We start from the raw sequence: 21,704 nt of genomic DNA on the forward strand, positions 1-21,704 counted from the left end.
GGAGCCCGACTCGGGTGTCGCGGGAGCCCAACTCGGGTGTCGCGAGGGCCGGACTCGGGTGTCACGGGAGCCCGACTCGGGTGTCACGGGAGCCCGACTCGGGTGTCGCGGGAGCCCAACTCGGGTGTCACGAAAGCCCGACTCAGGTATCGCGAAAGCCCGACTCGGGTGTCACGGGAGCCCGACTCGGGTGTCACGGGAGCCCGACTCGGGTGTCACGGGAGCCCGACTCGGGTGTCGCGAAAGCCGGACTCGGCCGAACTGAGAGCTGGACTCGCGCGTGGGATCTTGTTGGTATGGGTGGTTGTCGGGTGGTCGGGGGATCGCACCCCCGGGCTCCCACAGAACGGAACGCTCTGACAGTCTCCCGTCACTCCGCTCACTTGTTGCGAGCCACCGCATCAGGTAGGTGTTGACGCGCCGGAGGAGTGGATTCAGCTCTCCACGGCGTCGGGTCCGCCGGATCCGTCGAGTCGGTTGTTCAGTCGGGCCGGGACTCGATCGGGGCATCGAGCGCGGTCGTCCAGGCGTCCAGAACGTCTGGCACCGTGGGGGCCGACGTCTGTAGAAGAGCCGATGCCACCGTGCGTACGAACAGCCGGTGCCGGTCGTCCGTGAGGTACTCCACCGGCGACTTGCCGTCCACACGTGCGAGCAGCAGCGCCGGCAGCAGTGATGCGGCCCGCGCCTCGAGGGCCGGCCGGGTCTCCCAGTCGACGCAACGGACGTACTCCTCGGCCAAGACCCGGGCGGACCGCAGGAGATCGGCGCGGTGTGCGGCTACCACCAGGCTCTTGAGGAGCAGATGGTTGACGCAGAAGGCCAGGTCGAAGGCCGGGTCTCCGTACCAGGCGCACTCGGCGTCCAGCAGCACAGGCCCCGATGAGCCGACGAGGATGTTCTTGGGACTGACGTCGCCGTGCACCAGGGCCAGGTGTGTTGTGGCCGTGCGGTCGGCGAGGCCCTGGAGGATGTCGCTCAGACCGGGGTGTGCGGCGGCGGTGGCCAGCAGGTACGGCTCGATGCGCAGGGCGTGGAAGTTGTCGTCGGTGGCGAACTCCGCCGCGAGTGCGGCATCGCCCGCGCTCGCGGCGTGCAGGTTGCCGAGCAGCCCTCCGACGGCCGCCGCGGTCGCCACCCGCACCTCGCCGGCCAGCAGTTGTGCCTTCCACAGCGGGTACTGCTCAGGGGACAGGTACGCCATCGCGAAGAGGCCGGCTTCGGCGTCGTGGGCCAGCAACTCCGGTATGCTGTGCGGCCGGTGCCGGGACGCGAACCGCATCCACGCCCATTCGGAGGCGTTACGAGACACCGGCGCCTCCCAGTCGGCCGCGACCCGCAACCGGGACAGGGCCCGCTTGACGCACAGGGAGCGTCCAGGCAGGTCCACCCGCCACAGGTCGGACGAGACGCCGCCGGCCAGCGGTGTCCAACGTGTGGCTTCGCCCCGCCCTGCGAGCTTGTGGGCGATCAGGAAGTCGGCCAGCACGGGGTCGGGGCTCACCTGCGCGGAAATCGGGCTCATCGCCGGTCACCCGAATCGGTCAGACTGCGGGGGCTGTTGCATGCGTGGGCCGGCGCCTCGCCCGCCAGGATCCGTACGACTTCCTCGGCGGCGCGGCGGCGCAGTTCAGTGACCGAAGCGTCGGAGGAGAAGGCGACGTGCGGGGTGAGCAGCGCGCCCGGCTGGTCCAGCAACGCGGCGGGGACGTGCGGTTCGGTCTCCAGTACGTCGAAGGCGGCTCCGCCCAGGTGCCCGCTGTCCAGCGCCTTGACGACCGCGTCGGTGTCCACCAGGCCGCCCCGGCTGACGTTGACCAGCAGACCGCCCGGCGGCATCAGCGCCAGCTGCTCGGCTCCCACGATGTGGTGCGTGCCGGGCGTGAGTGGCACGTGGAGGATGGCCACGTCGCTGCGGCGCAGCAGTTCCTCCAGGCCCACCATCTCCACCCCGGGGGCATTCTTCGGCGGGTGCGGGTCGTGAGCGAGGATCCGGCAGCCGAAGGCGCCGAGCTTGCGCACGGTGGCGCGTCCGATGCGCCCGAAGCCGACGACGCCGCAGGTCAGTGTCGACAGTCGGCGCAGCCGGGCGCTGGCGGGGTCCCAGCGCCCGGCACGGACTTCTCGGTCGAACACAGCCAAGCCCCGCGTCCAGGCCAGCACCATGCCGACGGCGTGGTCGGAGACCTCCTCCACGCAGTAGTCCGGCACGTTGGTGACCCACACGCCGCGCTCGGTGGCGGTGTCCACGGCGATGTTGTCGAGGCCGACGCCGAGCCTGGCCACGATCCGCAGGTCCGGCGAGGTCTCGACCGCGGTGGCGGAGACAGGCGCCCAGCAGGTGAGGATCCCGGCGGGCCGGTGCTCGGCGACCATCTCCTCGATGGCCTCGGTGGAGGCGGGCTCGGCGGGGCCGGCCACCAGGGTGTGGCCCGCCTCCTCGATGACCGATCGCTCGACGGAGTCGTCGGGCCAGGCGTAGTCGGTGAGCAGCACAGTGCCCGGGCGACTCGGTGGTCTCATAGCAGGTCGTCCTCGCAGAATCGTGCGGCCGCGGCGGACGGCCGGGCCGTGCGCCCGGTCGCATCCGGTCGGCAGGTTGGATCGTCACCCGGAAGGGCGGCCGTCGGCATGTCCGGTGGGGCCGCCGGCCGCCCGGGTGGGGTGGGAGAGGGTCGCTGGGCTCGGGTCAGGGTGTCGCCGGCGCCCACCGATTCGTGGTCGGTGAATGCGCCGCAGTGCGGCCCTGGGAACGGGTCACGAGATGCCAGGGCACGTCGAATCACTTTGTCACAGCCACGTGGTGCTAACGATAGCATAAGACCTCGACGCGTCAAGGGGGCGGCCTACCACCCGATCACCGGCACCCCTGCGGCAGGACCCGTTCGGGCCGCAGAACCCCGATCACGACAGGGAATGAAGGACGCCGAAGAAATCCACTGTCCGCATCTTGACGCGCCAGGGACTTCCCTTCATAGTTTGTGCCAGTGCCGATCGTGCGGCCGATAAGTGTCTGCGCGAGGTCCAGCTGTCGAAGACGCCATAGCCACGGACGTCCCCGACGGGCGATATGAGGCTGAATTCCGCATGCGGTGTACGACCGCGCGGCAGCCCCGCCCGCATTCCGCCAGCCGACGGCGGCATCACCGTCGCCGACTCGAGTCCGTGTTCAGCTTACCGCTTCTCGTCACCGCCCGTACGGCCCCGTACGGGCGGTGGATCCGCCGCGGCCTGCCGTGGCCCATCCTCCTCAGGAGCCGCTATGACTCACGCAGCGCAATTCGACACCAGTACAGTGCCCAATGACACGCAGGGAAGCAGCCGTGCTCCCATTTCCCGCCTCATGATCGGCGTGGGCTTCCTGCTGGTGCTCCTGTCCTACATGGTCAACGCGATGGACCGCCAGGTCTTTCCCCCGCTACTGCCCAACATCCGTCAGGAGTACGGGTTCTCCCTGGAGCAGAGCGGGCTGCTGGCGACGAACTTCACCCTCGGCATGGCCCTGGCCGGCCTGCCTGCGGGCTATCTCCTGGACCGCTTCCGCCGCAAGACCGTACTGCTCGTCAGCATCGTGGTCTACTCCCTGGGCACGATGGCCACCCCGCTGGCGACCGGTTTCGCCGACATGACCGTGTACCGGGTCGTCTCCGGCTTGGGAGAGGGCATGCAGTCCGCCGCCATCTTCGCGGCGATCGGCGCCTTCTTCGCCCACCGGCGTGGCCTCGCCTTCGGAATCATCGGCCTGAGCTACTCAGTCGGCGTGTTCATCGCCCCGCTCATCGGCGTCCGGCTCATGAGCATGCACGGCACCTGGCACGCGCCCTTGTACCTGTTCGGCACAGCAGGGCTACTGATCGCCACTGCCTCCGCGTTCCTCGTGAAGACCGGCCTGACCGAGCACTCCGTCGACAAGGTCGTCCCGACCAAGAGCTACGAGTACATGCCGGTCTCTGCCTACAACCGCAACACCATCGCCTTGGCGGTCCACTCGGTCGTCAGCGGTGTGGCCATCTACGGGTTCCTCGGCCTCTACCCGACGTTCCTCATCACCTCGCTGCACTACACCGCCGAGCAGGCCGCACTGGCCATGAGCTTCCTCGGTTTCGGCGGCATGCTGGGCGTCGCCGGCGGCTGGCTCGGCGACCGCATGAACCAGCGCAACCTGCTGATCCTGAGCATGCTGGCCGTCGCCGCCATCAGCGTGTGCATCTACGAGACGCATGCCGCAGTCGGCCTGCAGTGCATGCTCGCCTTCCTCATGGGCGCCTTCGGCCTGGGCTTCACCTACCCGAACACCAACAGCGCGATCCAGCGGGCCGTCCGTCCCGGGCAGATCGGACGCGCCTCCGGACTTTTCGTCACCAGCTACTACGGACCGGCCGCGTTCTCGGGCCTGCTCTTCGCCGCGCTTGTGGACTCCTTCGGCTGGCGTCCGGCAGGGCTACTGCAGGTCACAATCCTGCCCCTGGCGGGCGTCCTGGCCCTGGCCTTCGTCCGCACCTCGCGGTTCAACAACGCGGACCGCTAGCGAACCGGCCCGCCGGCACACCTGCCACCGTGGTGTACCGGGCGGTACGGCAGGACAGGACACACTGCCGGCACGCCACGGGGCCTGCGCACCGCCGAGCGGTGGGCAGGCCCCGACACCCGAGTCGGCATCCGGCGTCAGAGATCCTCGGCCACGACCGGGTTGCGCAGGACACCGATACCCTCGATCTCCACCTCGACCTCGTCTCCGGGACGGATCGGCCCGACACCGGACGGCGTACCGGTCATGATCGCGTCACCTGGCATCAGCGTCAGGTAGCGGCTGAGGTAGCTGACGATGTCGGGAACGGCGAGCAGCAGGTCGGCCGTGCTCGCCGACTGCATGACGGTGCCGTTCACACGGGTCGTCAGCGACAGTCCCGCGGGTTCGAGTTCGGTCGCGATGACCGGCCCGAGGGGTGCGAAAGTGTCCTGCCCCTTCCCGATCAGAAGCGTTCCGAATTTGCTTTCCTTACGCTGAACGATCCGGTCGCTGACATCATTGCCGCACGTATAGCCGAGAATGTACTCATGGGCCTCGGAGGGCTTCACATGGCGGGCCTTTTTTGCGATGACGACGACCAACTCGCCTTCGAAATGGATCAGTTCGCCATCCGCCGGATAGACGATGGCGTCATCCGGCCCGATCACCGCGGTGCTCGGCTTCATGAAGCACACGGGAACTTCCGGAACCTCGCGGTCGGTCTCGTCGATGTGCGAGGCGTAGTTGTAGGCGAACCCGAAGATCCGGGGACGCTCAAGCGGCGGGAGAATGACCACGTCACCGATTTCGTCGACACACCCCGTGGGGAACAGCCCGGCGAAGGGATCCCCCTCGAACCTCGCGATCCTGGAATCACCGGCTTCGAGTTCTCCATAGTGAAGCACGCCGCCGACGGCATACCTGACGATCCGCACGGACACCTCCGCGACTAGGCAGCCGCAGGCGGCTGCACGGCCCATACATTATGCTAACGTTAGCACGAAGGGTGGTCATCCGACCTCCCACCTCTCCGACCACGCAGCGCGACTGAAGTGCTATCGTTGACACACGGAAAGTAACGGGACAGGACCAGTCCGTCGAGGGGGCCCTTCACGTGATCACGACCAGAGACATCGCCGAACGCCTCGGGATCTCCGTCTCGACGGTCGGCCGGGCACTCGCCGACGATCCCCGCATCAGCGAGAAGACCAAGTTCCGGGTCCGCCAGGCCGCTTCCGAGATGGGGTACGTCGGCAACCGCGCGGCGCGGATGATGCGCGGAGCATCGAGCAACGTGGTCGCGCTGGTGATCCCGGACATCCGCAACACCTTCTACTCGACCATCGCGCACGAGCTGTCCAAGAACATGGAGGCCGAGGGCTTCCAGCTCATGCTCTCGGAGTCCGACGACGACCGCATGGTGGAACTGCGCCATCTGCGGGAGCTGTTCGCCAACCGCGTGGCAGGCGTCATCATCGTGCCCACCGCGCGCCCCCACAACGAGTCCGTCAAACTCCTGCGCGCCGTGCCGCACCTTCAGCTGCTGCGCCGTCATCCCTCGCTCGGTTCCCAGTGGTTCGGCGTGGACGACCACGAGGCGTTGCGTCAGGCCACGGCCCACCTGGTGGCACTTGGCCATACCCGTATCGCCTATCTGGGCGGCCCCGAGGAGCTGCCCACGGGTGCGGAGCGTCTGCGCGGCTTCCGCAGCGCCCTCCGCGAAGGCGGCCTGCCGGACGATGCCGGACGTGCGGAGCTGGGACCGCCGTCGTCGGTGGATCACGGCCGCGAGGCGGTGCGCCGGCTGCTGCAGGAACCGGATGCGCCCACCGCGCTCGTGCTGGGATCGATCCAGCTCACCCTGGGTGTCCTGAAGGAGTTGTCCGAGCAGGGCGTTGAAGTGCCCAGGGAACTGTCCGTGGTGGGATTCGGAGACGAGCCGGGGTTTTCCTGGTGGGGCCCCGGACTCACCACGATCGGCCTGCCGATCCAAGAGATGGCCACCGGCTGCGCGCTGTGGCTGATGCGCCGGCTCAAGACCAGGCCGAGCAACGACGGCCCGTACACCTCAGTCTCCCCCGGATCGCTGATCCTGCGCGGCAGCACGGCACCCGGCCGGAAGCACCGTCCGCGTCCGACTGAGCCATAAGCGGCCTCACCCCGCGCCAGGTCAGTTCGTGCCGCTGCTCAGCCGGCACATGACGCGGGCGGTGCGCGCGAGTTCGTCGAGTACCTGCTCCGCCGCGGCCTCGTGTGTCTTGCCGGGCCGGAAAGCACCGTCCTCGACGAGTTCGCTGACGAACGGGTCCCCCCGCCCGCCTGTGCTGTCCGTCCAGGAAGAGCACAGGTCCGCCGGAGTCCTCGCCGGAGCGCGATACAAGTGCGAACGATAGCATCAATTACCGAGGGGCCAGTAGGCGAGAGCGAGCGACCAACTCGCTGCGTCTAGTACCACCTAACCCTTGACATGGCCGACGACACCTCGCAGAATTGCGCTATCGTTAGCACAAGAAGAGGCGCGGCGGGCAAGCAGCGGACGACGGAGAAAGCCGTGCGACACTCCGCTCGCTCCCAGCGCCGCCGCACCGATCGGGGTGCCGGCCCGTGGGGTCCGCCCGCGACCGTCCGTCAGCGAGGACTGTCCGCACGGCCCTGGCCGCGGGGGCGTCGCGTCCGTTTCACGATGGCAGACACGGGTCCTCGCTCATCACCCCGATCGTCCGAACTCCGAAAGGTTGCGCCGAAATGACAGACGCGAGGATCGCCAAGCTGCACGGCCGAAGGGTGTGGGACTCACGCGGTTGGCCGACCGTGGAGGTCGAGGCCCACCTTGCGGACGGCGCGATCGGGCGGGCCATCGCACCGGCGGGCGCCTCGACGGGCCGGGGCGAAGCGGTCGACCTGCGCGACGGCGGCAGCCGCTTCGGCGGACTCGACGTCCAGCGCGCGGTGGACGCGGTCAACCACGAGATCGCGCCCGCCCTCCTGGACCTCGACACGACCGGTCAGGAAGCCGTCGACCGGCTTCTGGTGGACCTCGACGGAACCGCGGAGCGCAGCCGTCTCGGCGGCAACGCGATCGTGGCCACGTCCATGGCGATCCTGCACGCCACCGCCGCGTCGGCGGGCGTACCCCTGTGGCAGCACCTGGCCGGCGAACGACCGGTCCGCATCCCGCTGCCGGAGATCCAGATCTTCGGCGGCGGCGCCCACGCGGACCGCCGCGTCGACGTCCAGGACTTCATGGTGGTCTGCCCCGCGGCACGAAGCTTCTCCGAGGCACTGGACTGGACCGCGGAGATCTACCGGGCCGCCGGAAGCTTGCTGCGTAAGGCAGGGAAGGCCCAGGGTGTGGCGGACGAGGGCGGCTTCTGGCCCGCGTTCGACTCCAACCAGGAGGCGCTGGAGACACTGACCCTTGCCATCGAGACCGCGGGCTTCACGCCCTCGGCCCAGGTAGGCATCTCGCTGGACGTCGCGGCCTCGCAGTTCGGCACCGCCGATGGGTACACGCTCGCCCTGGACGACCGCACGCTGGACACCACCGCGCTGATCGACATGCTCGGCGGCTGGATCGAGCGGTATCCGATCCTGTCCATCGAGGACCCGGTGGGCGAGGACGACCACGAGGGCATGCTGGAGTTCACCCGGCGCTACGGCCACCGCTGCCAGGTGATCGGCGACGACTACCTGGTCACGAACGCCAAGCGGGTGGAGGCGGCGGCAACCGGCGGAGCGGTGAACGCGGTCCTCATCAAACCGAACCAGGCCGGCACGGTCACGGAGGCGTTCCAGGCCCTGCGCGCCGGGAAGGACGCCGGCTTCGGCACCATCGTCTCGGCCCGGTCCGGTGAGACCGAGGACGTCACCATCGCCCATCTGAGCGTCGGCTGGGACGCGGGCCAACTGAAAGTGGGCTCGTTCACCCGCTCCGAGCGCATGGCCAAGTGGAACGAGGTCCTGCGTATCGAGGAGTCCCTCGGTGAATCCGCGGAATTCAGCGGGTGGTCCGCCTTCCCGTTCGCCGGGTCCGGGTCCTTTACGACGAAGCCGTAAAACGTCCTCGAAGTATTACACTCATCGAAATCCAAAGCCGATCGGAGCACGGAGACCAGCATGCTGCCACCCGTCAATCTGCGCCCGAGTTTCAATATCACCCGATCCAGCCATGTGCGTCTCACCGTGGCCGACCTCGCCGAAAGCCGGAACTTCTACGTCAACGTGCTGGGACTGGTCGTCTCCGAGGAGGACGACCGCACCTGCTACCTCCGCGGTCTCGCCGAGGCCTGCCACCACAGCCTGGTCCTGGAGCAGGACGAAGAGGGCGGCGGGAGCTGCCGGAGGATCGGTTTCCGGGTCTTCTTCGACGAGGACCTCGACATCGCCTACCACTGGTTCCGTGAGCGGGGGCTGCCCGCGGCCTGGGTCGACCTCCCGTACCAGGGCCGCACACTGCACGTCGCCGACCCCATCAACACGCCGCTGGAACTCTGCGCGCACATGGAGACGCGACCGAGGCTGCACATCAGCTTCGAGCATTACAAGGGTGCCCACGCGCAGCGGCTGGACCACTACCAGACCTTCGCGCCGAACACCTACGAGTTGTGTGCGTTCTACAGCGAACTCGGCTTCCGGAACTCCGAATACCTGGCGCACGGCGACAAGCTGCTCGGTGCGTTCATGTATCGCAAAGGCACCACCCTGGACCTGGCGATCGTGGAGAATTCCGGTCCCGCCCTGCACCACTTCGCCTACACCGTCTCCGAGAGCCGCGACATCTTCGCCGCCTGTGACTGGGCGGGCATCCTCGGCTATGGCGAGGGCGTTGAGCGGGGCCCAGGACGTCACGGTCCGGGTGGGATGCTCTACGCCTACCTCCGCGACCCCGATGGGCACCGGGTGGAGGTCTTCAACGCCCACTACCAGACGATCGACACCGAGATCGAGCCCGTGCGCTGGGACGCAGGATCGCTGAGTACGAACGTCCGCTGGGGGTTCCCGGCGCCGGAGAAGTGGTACTTCGAGGCGTCGCCCTTCGTGGGGGTGCCGCAGGCGCCGCCCACCGAGCTTCCGAAGCCGATGACGCTCGAGCGGTTCCTGCTCGAACAGCCCGCACACTGACCCTTCCGTCCCCCGAGGAGACGCCATGGCCCGAGTCCCCTACCTGCGCCGCGAGGACGCGGACGAGTCGCACAAGCCCCTCTACGACCGGCTGGAAGCCGAACGCAAGGTACCGACGGCGAACATCTTCCTCGCCCTGGCCAACGCGCCGACCCAGCTGGACGCCTTCCTGACCTATGCCAACTCGCTGCGGGCCGCCGACCTCAGCCCCAAACTCCGTGAACTGGCGATCTTGACCGTGGGGTACGCGACCCGGTCCGCATACGAGGTCGCGCACCACCAGTCGCACGGACTCAAGGCCGGACTCACCGAGGAACAGCTCGCAGCAGTGGCCGACTTCGAGTCGTCCGGCCTGTTCGACGACACGGAGAAGGCGGTGATGCGCCTCGCCAAGGAGTCCACGCTCCAGGTCGACGTCTCGGAGGAGACGTGGCGTGCCGCCGCCGATCATCTGACGGACAAACAGATGGTCGAACTGTCGTTGTCCATCGCCTGGTACAACTCCGGCGTCCGCATCATGGGGCTGCTGGACATCGACCTCGAGGGCAATTACCCGAACCCGTTCCCGAAGCCGTAGAACTCGGCGCCGTCAGGCCCCTCGATATCCGAGATGTGACTACTGAGCCACCGGTCCGCCCCCTCGGTCACCGAAAAGACGTCTCCGGCCCACGGTCGCCGGGACGGAGCGGTTTCAAGGAGTATTTCAATGGCGAAAATGCTCGCTGCACGACTGCACGCGCTCGGTGAGCCGATGTCGGTGGACACGATCGACGTGCCCACCCCGCGGCCGACCGACGTGCTGGTGCGGGTCAAGGCGTGCGGGATCGTGCCGAACATGGCCAACGTGATCAACAATTGGCCCGCGTGGTTCCCGCACCAGCCGTTGCCGAAGTTCCCCGCCATTTTCGGCCTGGACGCCGCCGGCGTGGTCGAAGCGGTCGGCGATGCGGTGCTGCACACCAAGCCCGGTGACCGGGTATATGTCAACCCCTTGCGTTCCTGCGGCAGTTGTCAGGTGTGCCGGGGCGGTGAACTGAGCCGGTGCCGCTACTTCACGTTGAACGGCTACTTCAGCACCTCCCGTGACGGCCAGAGGATCTTCGATCTGTACCCGTACGGCGGTTTCGCGGAGTACATGACCGCCCCGCAGTACTCGATCGTCAATATCCCGGACAACATGACGTTCGAACAGGCCGGCAAGCTGGGCTACCTCGGCACGTCCTACGGGGCACTCAAGAACGCCTCGTCCGGCCCCGGCCAGGTTGCGCTCATCGACGGTGTCACGGGAACCCTCGGTGTCGCGTCTACCGTGCTCGCGCTGGCCTCCGGCGCCTCCCGGGTCCTCGGGACCGGCCGCAACGACGAGCTCCTCAAGCGCGTCAAGGAACTTGCCCCGGAGCGGGTCGAGGTCTTCCGGCTGGGTGACGGCTCCGCCGGTGAGTGGGCGAAGTCCCTCACCGGCGGCGAGGGCGCGGATTACGTGATCAGCGCTCTGGGCGCCAAGGCCCCTGTGCAGACGATGCTCGACTCCATGCAGGGCATCCGCCGGGGCGGCAAGGTCGTCAACGTCGGCGGTGTGGCCGACCGGCTGCCCGTGGACGTCAAGTGGCTCATGGACGAGCAGGTCCATCTGATCGGCTCCAACTGGTTCAGCACCGCGCAGGGGCAGGAACTCGCCGACATGGTGGCCACGGGCGCCCTGGACCTGTCCTACCTGCAGACCAAGCCCTTCCCGCTCTCCAAGGTCAACGAGGCGATCTCGGGACTCGAGGACAGGGACGGCGGATTCAGCAACTACGTCGTGATCCCCTGAACCGCAGATCCCAAGGCGCGGATCCGGGCGTCCCTGCTCGCACGGACACTCCCTGGCGGCGGGGTCCCAGACACCCCACCCCATACTCACCCCGTGGCGGTCCTGTTCTCCCTGACACCGCCACGGGGTGTCCTCCCCCACAAGGCCGCACACACGGCCGGGGCTCTCGTCAACGCAGGCCCAGCAGGACGGAGTAGCCGGTGGAACCGCGCCGGCTGGAATCGTTCGTCACCGTCGCGGAGGGAACTGCACTTCGCAAGGGCGGCGGACCGCGGCTGACCCCGAACGCCCGCGGCAGGACCGTGGTGACCTTCTTCGCGGCGAGCGAGGAGACCGGTTTCTCGCTGAGGTTGAACCCACCGCAGAGCCGCCCTTCGATCCGACGACGACCACCGGACTCATCTTCCGGGTTCTCGACCGGCCCAGCCGGACGTTGTGCCTACTCGCAATCCTGGCGCTGATCCTGACCGGAATCGGCGAACTACTGGCGGGCCATGTGGACGCGCATTTCGCTGTGCATGTCGGTGATCAAGTCTCCGGAGAGGTCGACGGTGACGCTGTGCAGGGTGCCGGTGAACGGGAAGGGGGCGGTGTAGTCGGGCGTTACGGCTGAGCCGGGGTTGGCGCCGCAGGTCATGCCGCCGGGGTTGAAGGCGACCGGGGTGGTGATCGGAATTTCGCCTTCGCCGGCCAGGCTGCGGTCGATGTACAACTGGGCGTTGCCCGGTGCTCCCTTGCCATGGGGGATGTCCGGCTCGGCGGTGGGCTGGAACTCGAACCGCAGCTCGTGCCGACCCTCGGGGATGGTCTCGTCCGAGGCCAGGTGGTGCAGGGCGCGGCGGACGTAGTTGTGGGCGTAGTGGATCCGCCCGTCCTTGAGGTAGAGGGTCCAGCCGCCGACGTTGGTGCCCTGGCACAGCAGGACGCCTTCCGCCCCGTCGGCCGGGATTTCCACGTCGGCGGTGATGCTGTGGGGGCGGTTGAGCACCCGGGGGGCCACGGCCATGGGCAGGGTTTCGGTGCCCGGCCGCAGGGTGTAGCTGGTGCGTCCTTCGGTGGTCTGCGGCCGCTGGAGCGTCATGCGCTGGACGCCGCTGCCGTCGATGGGCAGCACCCCGTACTTGCCCGCCTCCACGTACCAGAGAGCGATCAACTCGATGAGTTTGGCGCGGTGGTCCTCCGCGATGTCCCGGTTCTCGGTGAAATCCTTGTCGAGGTGGTACAGCTCCCAGTGGTGGGCGTCCAAATCGTCGAGCTCTTCGGTGCTGATCGGGGTGCCGAAGGGCGTGCCCGCCTCGGTGAAGGACGGGCCGGGCCAGGGGCACACCGCGCGCCAGCCGTCGTGGTCGATGGCGCGGTGCCCCAGCATCTCGAAGTACTGGGTGCGGTGCCGGGTGGGCGCGGAGGCGTCGTCGAAGGTGTCGACCATGCTCACCCCGTGGATCGGGGACTGGGCCACGCCCCGGATGGTGGCGGGCGGTTCGATGCCGAGCACGTCCAGCACGGTGGGCACCATGTCGACGATGTGCGCGTACTGGCTGCGTACTTCGCCGCGTGCGGTGAAGCCACGGGGCCAGTGCACCAGGAACGGATCGCTGACGCCGCCGCGGTAGGTCTCCCGCTTCCACCGCCGGAAGGGAGTGTTGCCCGCCCAGGTCCAGCCCCACGGGTAGTGGTTGAACGTCGTCGGCCCGCCCAGGTCGTCGATCGCGCGCAGGCTCTCCTCCAGCGGCTCCGGGGCGTTGTTGAAGAACTGCAGCTCGTTGGTCGTGCCGGTGACACCGCCCTCGGCGCTGGCCCCGTTGTCGGACACCACCATGATCAGCGTGTTGTCGAACTCGCCGATCTCGGTCAGAAACGCCAGCAGCCGCCCGATGTGGTGGTCGGTGTGAGTCAGGAACCCGGCATAGACCTCCATCATCCGGGAGGCCAGCCGTCGCGCGTCCGGGCTCAAGGAGTCCCAGTCGGGCACGTCCGGGTCATGGCGGGACAGCTCGGCGCCCGGCAGCACAACGCCGAGCTCCTTCTGTCGCGCGAAGGTGTAGTCGCGGTAGGCGTCCCAACCGTCGTCGAACCGGCCGCGGTAGCGGTCCGCCCACTCCTTCGGCACGTGGTGCGGGGCGTGCATGGCACCGGTGCAGAAATTGAGGAAGAACGGCTTGTCCGGGGCGACCTGCTTGGCGTCGGCGATGAACGCCATCGCCTTGTCCACCAGGTCCGAAGTGAGGTGGTAGCCCTGCTCGGGGGTGGCGGGCTGGGTGACCTGGTGGTTGTCGTAGACCAGGTCCGGATACCACTGGCTGGTGTCCCCGCCCAGGAACCCGTAGAACCGCTCGAAGCCGCGGCCCAACGGCCACCGGTCGTACGGGCCGGCCGCCGACTCCTGCTCGGACGGGACCAGATGCCACTTGCCGACCATGTAGGTGTTGTAGCCATGCTGGAGCAGCATCTCGGAGACGAACCCGTTCTCGAACGGGATTTGCCCGTTGTACCCCGGGTAACCGGTAGACAGCTCGGTGATCGCCGCCATCCCGTTGGCGTGATGGTTGCGGCCGGTGATAATGCACGAACGCGACGGTGAACACAGCGCGGTGGTGTGCATGTTGTTGTACAGCAGCCCGCCCGCGGCGAGAGAGTCCAGATTGGGGGTGGCGATCGGGCTGCCGTAGCAGCCCAACTGCCCGTAGCCGGTGTCGTCCAGCACGATGAACAACACGTTCGGCGCCCCCGACACCGCGCGCAGCGGCTGCGGCCACGCCGGCCGCGATTCCTCCACGGTCCGCCCGATCACCCCGGGAAACGTCGTCCCGGGCCGGTATTCGTTCAGTGACATCGAGGCGTTCCCTTCGCCGCGGTTGTGCCAAAAACCGTTGCTTGCCAGTCACCCACTCGACGGTGCGTTCCCACATCACCCGATTGAGGCGAGCATGCCGACCCATCGCCGGGGGCCGGCAGAAGTCATCTCCCCGACTGGTCACTGCCCTTTCTTTCCGGTGCTGCACGAACCATCGAGGCCGTGCTCGCGGAGCCAGACACCTCGGCCCACGACCGTGTGTCCACTTTGGTCAACACAGTCATGGTCCTCGGCGGCCGGGACAACGCGACCGCTCGCCTGGTCAGCGTGCTAAAGCCCGCTGTAGGCGGCCATCACGACGCTCAGGCCCCGGTCGTCTCCCAGCGGGCCTTGCTCGATCATCTGGTTCATCACGTACGACACCGTCATGTGCCTGTCGAAGTCGATCACGACGATCGAACCGCCCCAGCCGCCCCAGGAACAGGTCCTGCCCCGCAGGGCGTAGCCCATGCCGTACCGCATCCGGGTGCCCAGGATCTGGTCCTCTCCGAGGAACTGTTCCTTCAGGACCCGCTCGCAGCCGGCCGCCGACAGCAGCCGTACGCCTCGAACCTGACCACCTGACGCGAGTATCGACTGCACGGCGGCCACCGACCGCGCGTTGCCGAATCCACTGACGGACGGGACGTCGGCCCGCCGCCATGCCTCGGTGTTGGCGGCTTCCGGTGGGATAGGCGGATTGCCGGGCCCTCGAGCCTCGAACTCGGGCGCCCTGGTCCTGGCCGGGATGATCGGAGCAACCCGGTGGTCGTGCTCGGCGGCCAGCCCGATGTGGAAGTCGGCGCCCAGTGGCCCGGCCACTTCCTCGGCGAAGAATCTGCCGAGGCCGCGGCCGGTGACCCGGCGGACCACCTCGCCGATCAGGTACCCCTGGGTGACGGCGTGATAGGCGCCCACCACTCCCGGTTCCGAGCTTGGCGCCTGCTCCGCCAGCAGTGCCGTCACAGTGGGCCAGTCGTAGAGCTGCTCGAGCATCACCGGCTTGTGCCAGGCCGACAACCCCGCGGTATGCCCGAGCACATGCCGTAGCAGCAGTTTTTCCTTGCCCGCGGCGGCGAACTCGGGCCAGTACTTCGCCACCGGCGCATCCAGGTCGATATCGCCGCGGTCGGCGAGGATCAACGCGCACAGCGCGGTCATCGTCTTCGTGGTGGACCAGACATTGGTGATCGTGTCGCGTTCCCACGGGCGCGTGCGCTCCGCGTCGGCGTACCCACCCCAAGTGTCGACTACCGGCTCGCCGTCTACATATACCGCAACAGAAGCACCGACATCGTCGGTGTCCAGTGATGCCGCCAGGGTGTCACGCACTGCTTCGAACCGTTCGTCACAGGTACCCTCAGTGTGGGCCATGGGCGATACCTAACCCGGTTTCCCCGCTGGCGCCAAGGGATTAAGCGGGGCGCCCGGCGGCCCGGGCGCCCCGCGGACCAGCGTAGGCACGTCGGTCCGGAGCCGCTCAGGCTCCTTGTTCTGGTTTGCGATTGTCTTCTTGAGCTGGATGGTGGTCTGGCGTAGACGGGCTTCGACGTCGGGGGTGCCGCGTTCGCTGACACGCGCGTAGGTCATCCGCAACTGCCGATGTCCGGATGGGTACTCCATGTCAAGCTTGTATCGGCCAAATGGGCGAACGGATGAGTTTGATGTCGATGCCAAGGTCCCGCTGTGCGGCTGATCAGAGAGAAGCTAGCTGACGCAATCGTCGTCCACTGAACTAGGGCTTGTCGCTGGTGAACGCTGGCTCGGTGCCGTCCGAGCCGTACCTCAGGTAGGAAACGAGCTGCTCGCCCAGCTCGCGTTCCTCGGCTGGGTTGGCGGGCAGGGGCCAGGACAGTTTCCGGTAGAGATCCAGCCGGTAAAGATCGATGGCGGCCTCGATCAGTTCGGCGTGGGTTCTCGCCGCCCCGTGGACGATGGTGCGCTGCAGGAGCGCCGCGCCGGCGATGCCCAGCGGGCCCGCCCACCACACCCACGGGCTGAGCACGACGAACAGCAAGCACCAGAACACGGCCATTACCGCCCGCTCCAGCGCGTTGACGGCGGCGGTGATCTCCTTCTGGGTGGTTTCCGGCATGACGAGGAACAGGTGCGGCCAGATCGCGACAGGGTCGAGGCCGTATTTGTCGATGGGGCGGGTCTGGGCGGCACGCACCAGGTTGCCGAGAATGGTGGGCAGGTACCGCTCCGCGACGCTGGGCAGCTGTCGAAGCCGCCGATCCAGGCGGGAGTCGGTGCGGTGTTCCCGTTCGAGCTCCTGCATTTCTCCGGCGTCGCGGTCGGCGGCGTCCGTTATGCGGCGCACGAGCCGCGCCCGAACAGGTTCCAGCCAGGTCGGCCAGTATCCCTCCAGCAATCGGAGGACCGGCGGGACCATGGCGAGAATGATCAAGCCGACCAGTGTTACGCCGACCAGTACGGCCGCCGTTGCCAGGCCCTGCTCGAAGCCGGAGCGCTCGTTTAACCACCGCCTCGATCGGGCGAGTAGATCCCCGCCGTCGTGGATGGACCACGCACCGACGGCCGCGCCGAGGAAGACCGTCGCCAGGAGCGCCGCGCCGAACACTCGTTGCGAGGCCCGCCCGCTGACCGTCCGGAAGATCGACTCGATCATGGCAGTTTCGCGGCGCGCACCAGGTCGACGTCATGCACTGGGCACTTCGGCGGTCGCTCCCCAACAAACCGCCGGTACCAGACCAGGGTGCCCTTCGGGCAGGTGAACGTCGCGGACGGCCGCACAAACCCGGGATCGCCGCTCAGGCGGGTGTAGTCCCGCTCGCTCGACGCGACCGCCTCCAGGTAGTCGGACATCCACTCGCGCACTCGGTCCTGCTGGCTGACCACGGTGATCAGACTTTCGTCGTCGGACGCGGCGGCAAGCTCGGCGGTGAACGTGTCCGCGATGTCCGTCCCGATCAGTTCGGGCAGATAAGGCCGCACGGCTACCGCGGCACGGCGGATCGACGATTCTTCTTTGGACACTTGGAACTCCTCATGCACCTACGTAGATGAACGGCGCCCAGAAGTACGGATCGCTGAAAGGACGGTCGGTCGGCGGCCGCAGTCGCAGGAACTCGAGCGCTGGCGGCGGGCCCTCGCACTGTCGCAGAATCTCTGCGGCGGACACGTCGCGCAGCCACTGCCGGGCGCGGGCCAGCGCCACTGGCGGCACCGAGCTGTTGCACTCACGGTAGAACGCCCGGACGAGCAAGAGGGTGGCCGCGTCGTCCACCGGCCACAGGGTTCCGACGACGCCGATCGCTCCGCTGCGGATGCACGCGGACGGCAGGCCGACGACCTCGTCGCGCGCGGACAGGATGTCGCTGATCCCGGTCTGGCAGGCGGACAGGAACGCGAGCCGTACGCCACTGAGCAGCTGGCGTTCGATGAGCTCCCGCAGCAGCAGCGGCTCATCGTCGACGTAGATGGCTGATTCGGTCGGCTCGTCGAGCCGGTAGATCCCGTGCGTCGCGAGATGCAGGTGATCGAATCGCGCCAGCACGGCCACCAAGTCATCCTTGGCCTTCGGCCCCGCCGGCACGGTGATCCCGTCGCCGAACGCCGCGGCGACGGCTTCGACCTCGCGGCCCGCGAGCGGGAGAGACGGATGGGCGTACGCGAGCACGCCGGGCCGCCGCCCGCTCTCCCGTGCCAGCCTCGTGCGGCAGTGGTGCCGCACCTCGGCGGACACTGCCTGGATCAGTACGGAATCGTCTTCCATGAACAGGTTGAACGGCACGGCGCTCCACGGGCCCATCGGTACGATCATAATTGTTCCGAGACCGCGCAGGCCGTTCCGCAACCACCGTGCCACCGGCGATAGTTGCAGGTCCTCGATCGCCTGGCGCATCAGCTCGCGGCCGAGCATCGCGCCCACGAGCAGCCCGCCGCGGGGCCCGTCGCGGTGGAGCAGCAGCGCGGACAGGTCGTCGTGTGTGAATGCGTGCTCCCGCTTCTCGATCTGGCCCGTCTCCGGCCGAAGAGTGAGCATGACCGTGCCCCACGCCGAGGACAGAACGTAGACGACAGCGTCCAGCCCGACGGCGTACCGGCGGATCGCCGCAACGTCGGTCGGCGCCGGCGTGGTCAGCCGGGCGCGCGCCTCCGCCGCCGCTCGCCGTGCCGACTCCAGCTCGGCCTGCCGTTGCTCGTCCTCGGAGCGAGCCTGCTGGGCTGTGATACGCGCGTGGGCGAGCCACGGCACCCGGACGGCGGCCTCGGCCGCCCGCATTGCCGCGAGGGCACTCAGGTACTGCTGGTACTCGTCCGAGTCCCGGTCGGCCGAGGGGTCCACCGTGGCTGGATCGAATTCGAGGGCCTCCCGCAACGCGAACGCCCGACCCGCCTCGGCGAGCATCACCGCCTGCGCGAGGTCGCCGACGCGGGCCGTCGCGTACGCCGCGGAGGTGTGTGCCACGCCGGCCTGCCGGAACAGCGCCGTTCGGGCGGAGGACCGCGCTGCGTCCTGGTATGCGTACCGGAACGCGGTGACCGCCACCCGGAAGGCCTCGGCCGCGTCCGGCCAGCGCGCGGCCTCGGCATGGCATTCGCCGACCACGCCGGCGGCACGGGCGGAGATGACGGGCGCACGTGCGGGAGTCAGCTCCCGCAACGCGAGCTCACCGTGCCGGACCGCCGCTTCCCGGTCCCCGTGGATCTGGTGCACGACCGCCTTGTTGAGCTGGGCGATTCCCCACTCGAACGGAAGGCGGTCACGCGGCAGCGCACCGATCGCGTCCTCCGCATAGGCCAAGGCCCCAGGCAGATCCGGCTCGGCCATTTTCGCCTTGACCAGGCTGAGCCCGGACCTGGTCAGGCCCCATCGCCGGGGCTCGCGATCGCGGTTGTCGTGGACGATCGCCCGGGCACCGTGTTCCAGGGCGCGGTCGGCGTACTCGACGGCCCCGCTGTTCACCCGCCGGCCGAAGAGCGCGGTGAGCTGCTGGTGGCATTCGCCGGCGATGGGCCCGTCGGGCTCGACGGCCGCGAGGACCTCCTCGATCAACTCGACGGCCTGCCGTTCGAACCGCTCCGCTGGCTCCAGATCCCGCTCCAGCATGGTCATCGCCAGTCCGAGCCGTGCCCGGGACCATTCGGCGAGGTTGTGCTCCCGGCGGGTGGCGGCCGTCGCATTACTGAAGCAGGTGAACGCCATCTCGATGTTGCCTGCTCGGTCACCGGCGTAACGCTCCAGATAACAGATCCCGAGGTTGTTCTGGACCATCGCCCACTCCATCGGAGCGCGTTCGCGCCGCAGTCCTGCCGCGGCGAGCCCCAGCTCCGCCCTGGCCTTCTCGATGTTGGCCGACCGATCACCGTGCTGCAAACGCAGATACTGCATGCCCAGGTTGTTGCGGATCACCGCGACGGTGTACGCACTCTCCGTAGAGTCGAGCAGCGCCAGCGCCTCTTCGGCGAGTCGGAAGCTACGGGCCTCGTTCTCCGCCTGGTCGCCGGCGAGGCGGGCGCCATAAGCGTTGTGCAGGTTGGTCAGAACGGCAGCGCGGCGCGCCCGGTCGCGGAGGCTGTCGACGCGGCTCAGTTCGGGAAGCTGGAGAGCCTCCTCCCCTACGCCGATGGCCCGTTCGATCCAGGTCTCGGCATCGCCGATTCGCCTCTGTTCGTAATACATCATGCCGAGGTTGCTCAGCGCGGTGGCCAGCCAGGTGCGCTCCGTTTCCGCGCGCAGCACAGGCAAGGCCGGCTCCAGGATGGCGATCGCCTCCGCGTAGTTCTCGGCACCGCGAAGCTCGTCCAGCTTGAAGCGGGCCAGCGCGCGGTACACACTCGCGTGTGCCCGTTGACTGCCCTCGGCCCGCTCCACCAGCGCTGCCGACTGGACCAGCGCCCGCTCGAGACTCTCGGGCGTCGCGCCGCGCGCAGGATCGATGAACTCTTCGATCTGAGTCAACTCCACAGCGACCCGTAGCTTCTCCAGAATCGGTATCGCTTCCGCGATGCGCTGGTCGGCCGCCTCGTCGAAGCGCCCCCGGGCGCGGCCCAGTTCCGCGAGCGAGGTGCCGATCTGCGCCAACTGATTCGCGACAGCCGCTGACGGATCCAGGCGCTCCCGGATCCGGTCGAACAGGGCTTGCGAATCGTCCGGGAGGGGCTCGTCCGATGGCGCCGTCTCCTTGTTCGCCGACGTCGGCTCCGTCATCCAGTTCTCGATGACCGGGCCTATCGCTTCGAGCCTGCCCCAACTCACGCGCGGCGCCTCGGTCATGTTTTCGGCGGCGCGGACCACCTGGGCCAGATCCATCCCGGCCCACTGGCTCTCGTGGCGACTCGTCCCCGGGACCGAGATGTACAACATCGTCGGCAGGTGCCGCTGGTGGTAGACGAGCAGGGGATGCGGCAGCCGCGTGGTGCTGTGGCAGTAGCCGCAGACAAAGTCGAAAATGACCCCCGTGCGGACCTCGTCGAGCACCTTCGGCTCGGCTTCCAGATTGCGGATCATTCGCTGCTCGACGACCATCCGCCGGCGGCATCCGGCACACTCGGTGGCACCCGTTACCGGGTCATACATGATAATTCCCAATCGCTGTCGGCGCTCTCGAATCCCATAGGCGCTGGTGCGGTCCAGCGATCATCGACAACTTGCCGACACAACTGGACCAGAGCGGGATCTTGTCATTGGATCTCCAACAGGCTGACGCGTGATTTGTCGAGCGACTGAGTGCCACCTGGGCTGGCCCGAGGCTAATGCGTTCAAGCTGTGGTCAAAAACGGGCGCATCGCAGCGAGTAAGCGCCCTCACCAAATTGAGCTCTCAATAGCAGCCACGTCCGCTCCTCTCGCTTGAACTGGTAGCTAAGTCGTCGCTACGAAGATAGACGTTACGTCGATGGTGCTATGGGTCCTTCGGCCGGCTTGTTCAATATCGACGGACGCCTTGGGTGAAGCAGCAGGGGAGCGTGCCGGTCAGGCTGTGCGGCTACGTCCTCGCATGCCGAAGAGCGTGTCAGAGCTTCTTGAAGTACCCAACGATCGGCAAGTGGGTGGATCCGGCCTGCCCGTAGGTGCGGCGTGCTGTCTTTTACCCTGGGTCACAAATAAACCACCGTGAGTTGATACCGCCAACCATTGCAGCGCCATGCCGTTGTCGCTGAACCACTGGAGCGCGACTGAGGTCAGCGGGGAGCCGACCGTTGCGCTGGTGGGTGGGATCGACGGCGATCATGTAGTCCCGCCCATGCTGGCGCCGTGGTGAAACGGCGGCGCGCGTAGTTCCTGCAGGCCACCTCGGGCGCGGGCCTGGGCATCCTGTTCGAGGCCACCGCGAACACGCCACTGCCCGACCGCTGCCGTGGCCAGTTCGCCGGATCCGGCCCGTATGTGCTCGACCACTACACCGCCAACCAGGAAGTCGTGGTGAAGAAACGACCCGACTACGCCCGGCCGTCATC

15 protein-coding genes are annotated in these 21,704 nt (G+C 67.8%); 6 read left to right on the top strand and 9 right to left on the bottom strand.

The genetic code is table 11. From position 1 onward, the window contains the following. Nucleotides 1–481: 481 nt before the first annotated feature. Nucleotides 482–1,525 carry an aminoglycoside phosphotransferase family protein gene (locus VJT49_RS15870; protein WP_324165592.1) on the bottom strand — a complete coding sequence of 348 codons (1,044 nt, stop codon included), beginning with the start codon at nt 1,523–1,525 and terminating at the stop codon, nt 482–484. Beyond that, nucleotides 1,522–2,523, bottom strand: a complete 1,002-nt coding sequence (locus VJT49_RS15875) for a C-terminal binding protein (RefSeq protein WP_324165593.1) — start codon at nt 2,521–2,523, stop codon at nt 1,522–1,524. The genes VJT49_RS15870 and VJT49_RS15875 overlap by 4 nt, the downstream gene beginning before the upstream one ends. Nucleotides 2,524–3,343: 820 nt before the next feature. Between VJT49_RS15875 and VJT49_RS15880 the strand changes: the two genes are divergently transcribed. Continuing rightward, the gene (locus VJT49_RS15880) at nt 3,344–4,528 is read left to right on the top strand and encodes an MFS transporter (protein WP_324165594.1); all 1,185 of its coding nucleotides are present in this window, start codon (nt 3,344–3,346) and stop codon (nt 4,526–4,528) included. A gap of 137 nt (nt 4,529–4,665) precedes the next feature. Here the strand turns inward: VJT49_RS15880 and VJT49_RS15885 are convergent, their stop codons facing one another. After that, complete coding sequence (locus VJT49_RS15885; protein ID WP_324165595.1) at nt 4,666–5,490, bottom strand: fumarylacetoacetate hydrolase family protein; 825 nt, start codon at nt 5,488–5,490, stop codon at nt 4,666–4,668. 134 nt (nt 5,491–5,624) lie between these two features. Here VJT49_RS15885 and VJT49_RS15890 point away from each other — a divergent pair, with 134 nt between their 5' ends. Continuing rightward, complete coding sequence (locus VJT49_RS15890; protein ID WP_324165596.1) at nt 5,625–6,659, top strand: LacI family DNA-binding transcriptional regulator; 1,035 nt, start codon at nt 5,625–5,627, stop codon at nt 6,657–6,659. Nucleotides 6,660–6,680: 21 nt separating this feature from the next. Here VJT49_RS15890 and VJT49_RS15895 read toward each other — a convergent pair whose 3' ends face one another. Then, nucleotides 6,681–6,890: a hypothetical protein gene (locus VJT49_RS15895; RefSeq protein WP_324165597.1), complete on the bottom strand. Its 210-nt coding sequence runs from the start codon at nt 6,888–6,890 to the stop codon at nt 6,681–6,683. A gap of 365 nt (nt 6,891–7,255) precedes the next feature. Between VJT49_RS15895 and eno the strand changes: the two genes are divergently transcribed. From eno to VJT49_RS15915, 4 genes are all read left to right on the top strand, one after another. Then, nucleotides 7,256–8,566, top strand: a complete 1,311-nt coding sequence (eno, locus tag VJT49_RS15900; protein WP_324165598.1) for a phosphopyruvate hydratase — start codon at nt 7,256–7,258, stop codon at nt 8,564–8,566. Nucleotides 8,567–8,626: 60 nt separating this feature from the next. Then, nucleotides 8,627–9,631, top strand: a complete 1,005-nt coding sequence (locus tag VJT49_RS15905) for a VOC family protein (protein WP_324165599.1) — start codon at nt 8,627–8,629, stop codon at nt 9,629–9,631. A gap of 25 nt (nt 9,632–9,656) precedes the next feature. Beyond that, on the top strand, nt 9,657–10,208 hold the full coding sequence (locus tag VJT49_RS15910) for a carboxymuconolactone decarboxylase family protein (RefSeq protein WP_324165600.1): 552 nt from the start codon (nt 9,657–9,659) through the stop codon (nt 10,206–10,208). 129 nt (nt 10,209–10,337) lie between these two features. Further along, nucleotides 10,338–11,444 (top strand): alcohol dehydrogenase catalytic domain-containing protein, encoded by a 1,107-nt coding sequence (locus VJT49_RS15915; RefSeq protein ID WP_324165601.1) that lies wholly within the window; start codon nt 10,338–10,340, stop codon nt 11,442–11,444. A gap of 481 nt (nt 11,445–11,925) precedes the next feature. Here the strand turns inward: VJT49_RS15915 and VJT49_RS15920 are convergent, their stop codons facing one another. The 5 genes from VJT49_RS15920 to VJT49_RS15940 all read right to left on the bottom strand — a co-directional run bounded on the left by VJT49_RS15920 (nt 11,926) and on the right by VJT49_RS15940 (nt 20,824). After that, nucleotides 11,926–14,277, bottom strand: a complete 2,352-nt coding sequence (locus VJT49_RS15920) for an arylsulfatase (RefSeq protein ID WP_324165602.1) — start codon at nt 14,275–14,277, stop codon at nt 11,926–11,928. 291 nt (nt 14,278–14,568) lie between these two features. Continuing rightward, nucleotides 14,569–15,651 carry a serine hydrolase domain-containing protein gene (locus VJT49_RS15925; protein ID WP_324165603.1) on the bottom strand — a complete coding sequence of 361 codons (1,083 nt, stop codon included), beginning with the start codon at nt 15,649–15,651 and terminating at the stop codon, nt 14,569–14,571. Nucleotides 15,652–16,012: 361 nt separating this feature from the next. Continuing rightward, the gene (locus VJT49_RS15930; protein WP_324165604.1) at nt 16,013–16,909 is read right to left on the bottom strand and encodes a hypothetical protein; all 897 of its coding nucleotides are present in this window, start codon (nt 16,907–16,909) and stop codon (nt 16,013–16,015) included. Beyond that, the gene (locus VJT49_RS15935) at nt 16,906–17,277 is read right to left on the bottom strand and encodes a hypothetical protein (RefSeq protein ID WP_324165605.1); all 372 of its coding nucleotides are present in this window, start codon (nt 17,275–17,277) and stop codon (nt 16,906–16,908) included. Before VJT49_RS15935 ends, VJT49_RS15930 begins: the two co-directional genes overlap by 4 nt. Nucleotides 17,278–17,287: 10 nt before the next feature. Then, a complete protein-coding gene (locus tag VJT49_RS15940; protein ID WP_324165606.1) occupies nt 17,288–20,824 on the bottom strand; it encodes a CHAT domain-containing protein in 3,537 nt (1,178 codons plus the stop codon). Nucleotides 20,825–21,704: the final 880 nt, after the last annotated feature.

Origin of the sequence: Amycolatopsis sp. (assembly GCF_035276945.1) — a bacterium.
Classification (GTDB): Bacteria; Actinomycetota; Actinomycetes; order Mycobacteriales; family Pseudonocardiaceae; genus Amycolatopsis_E.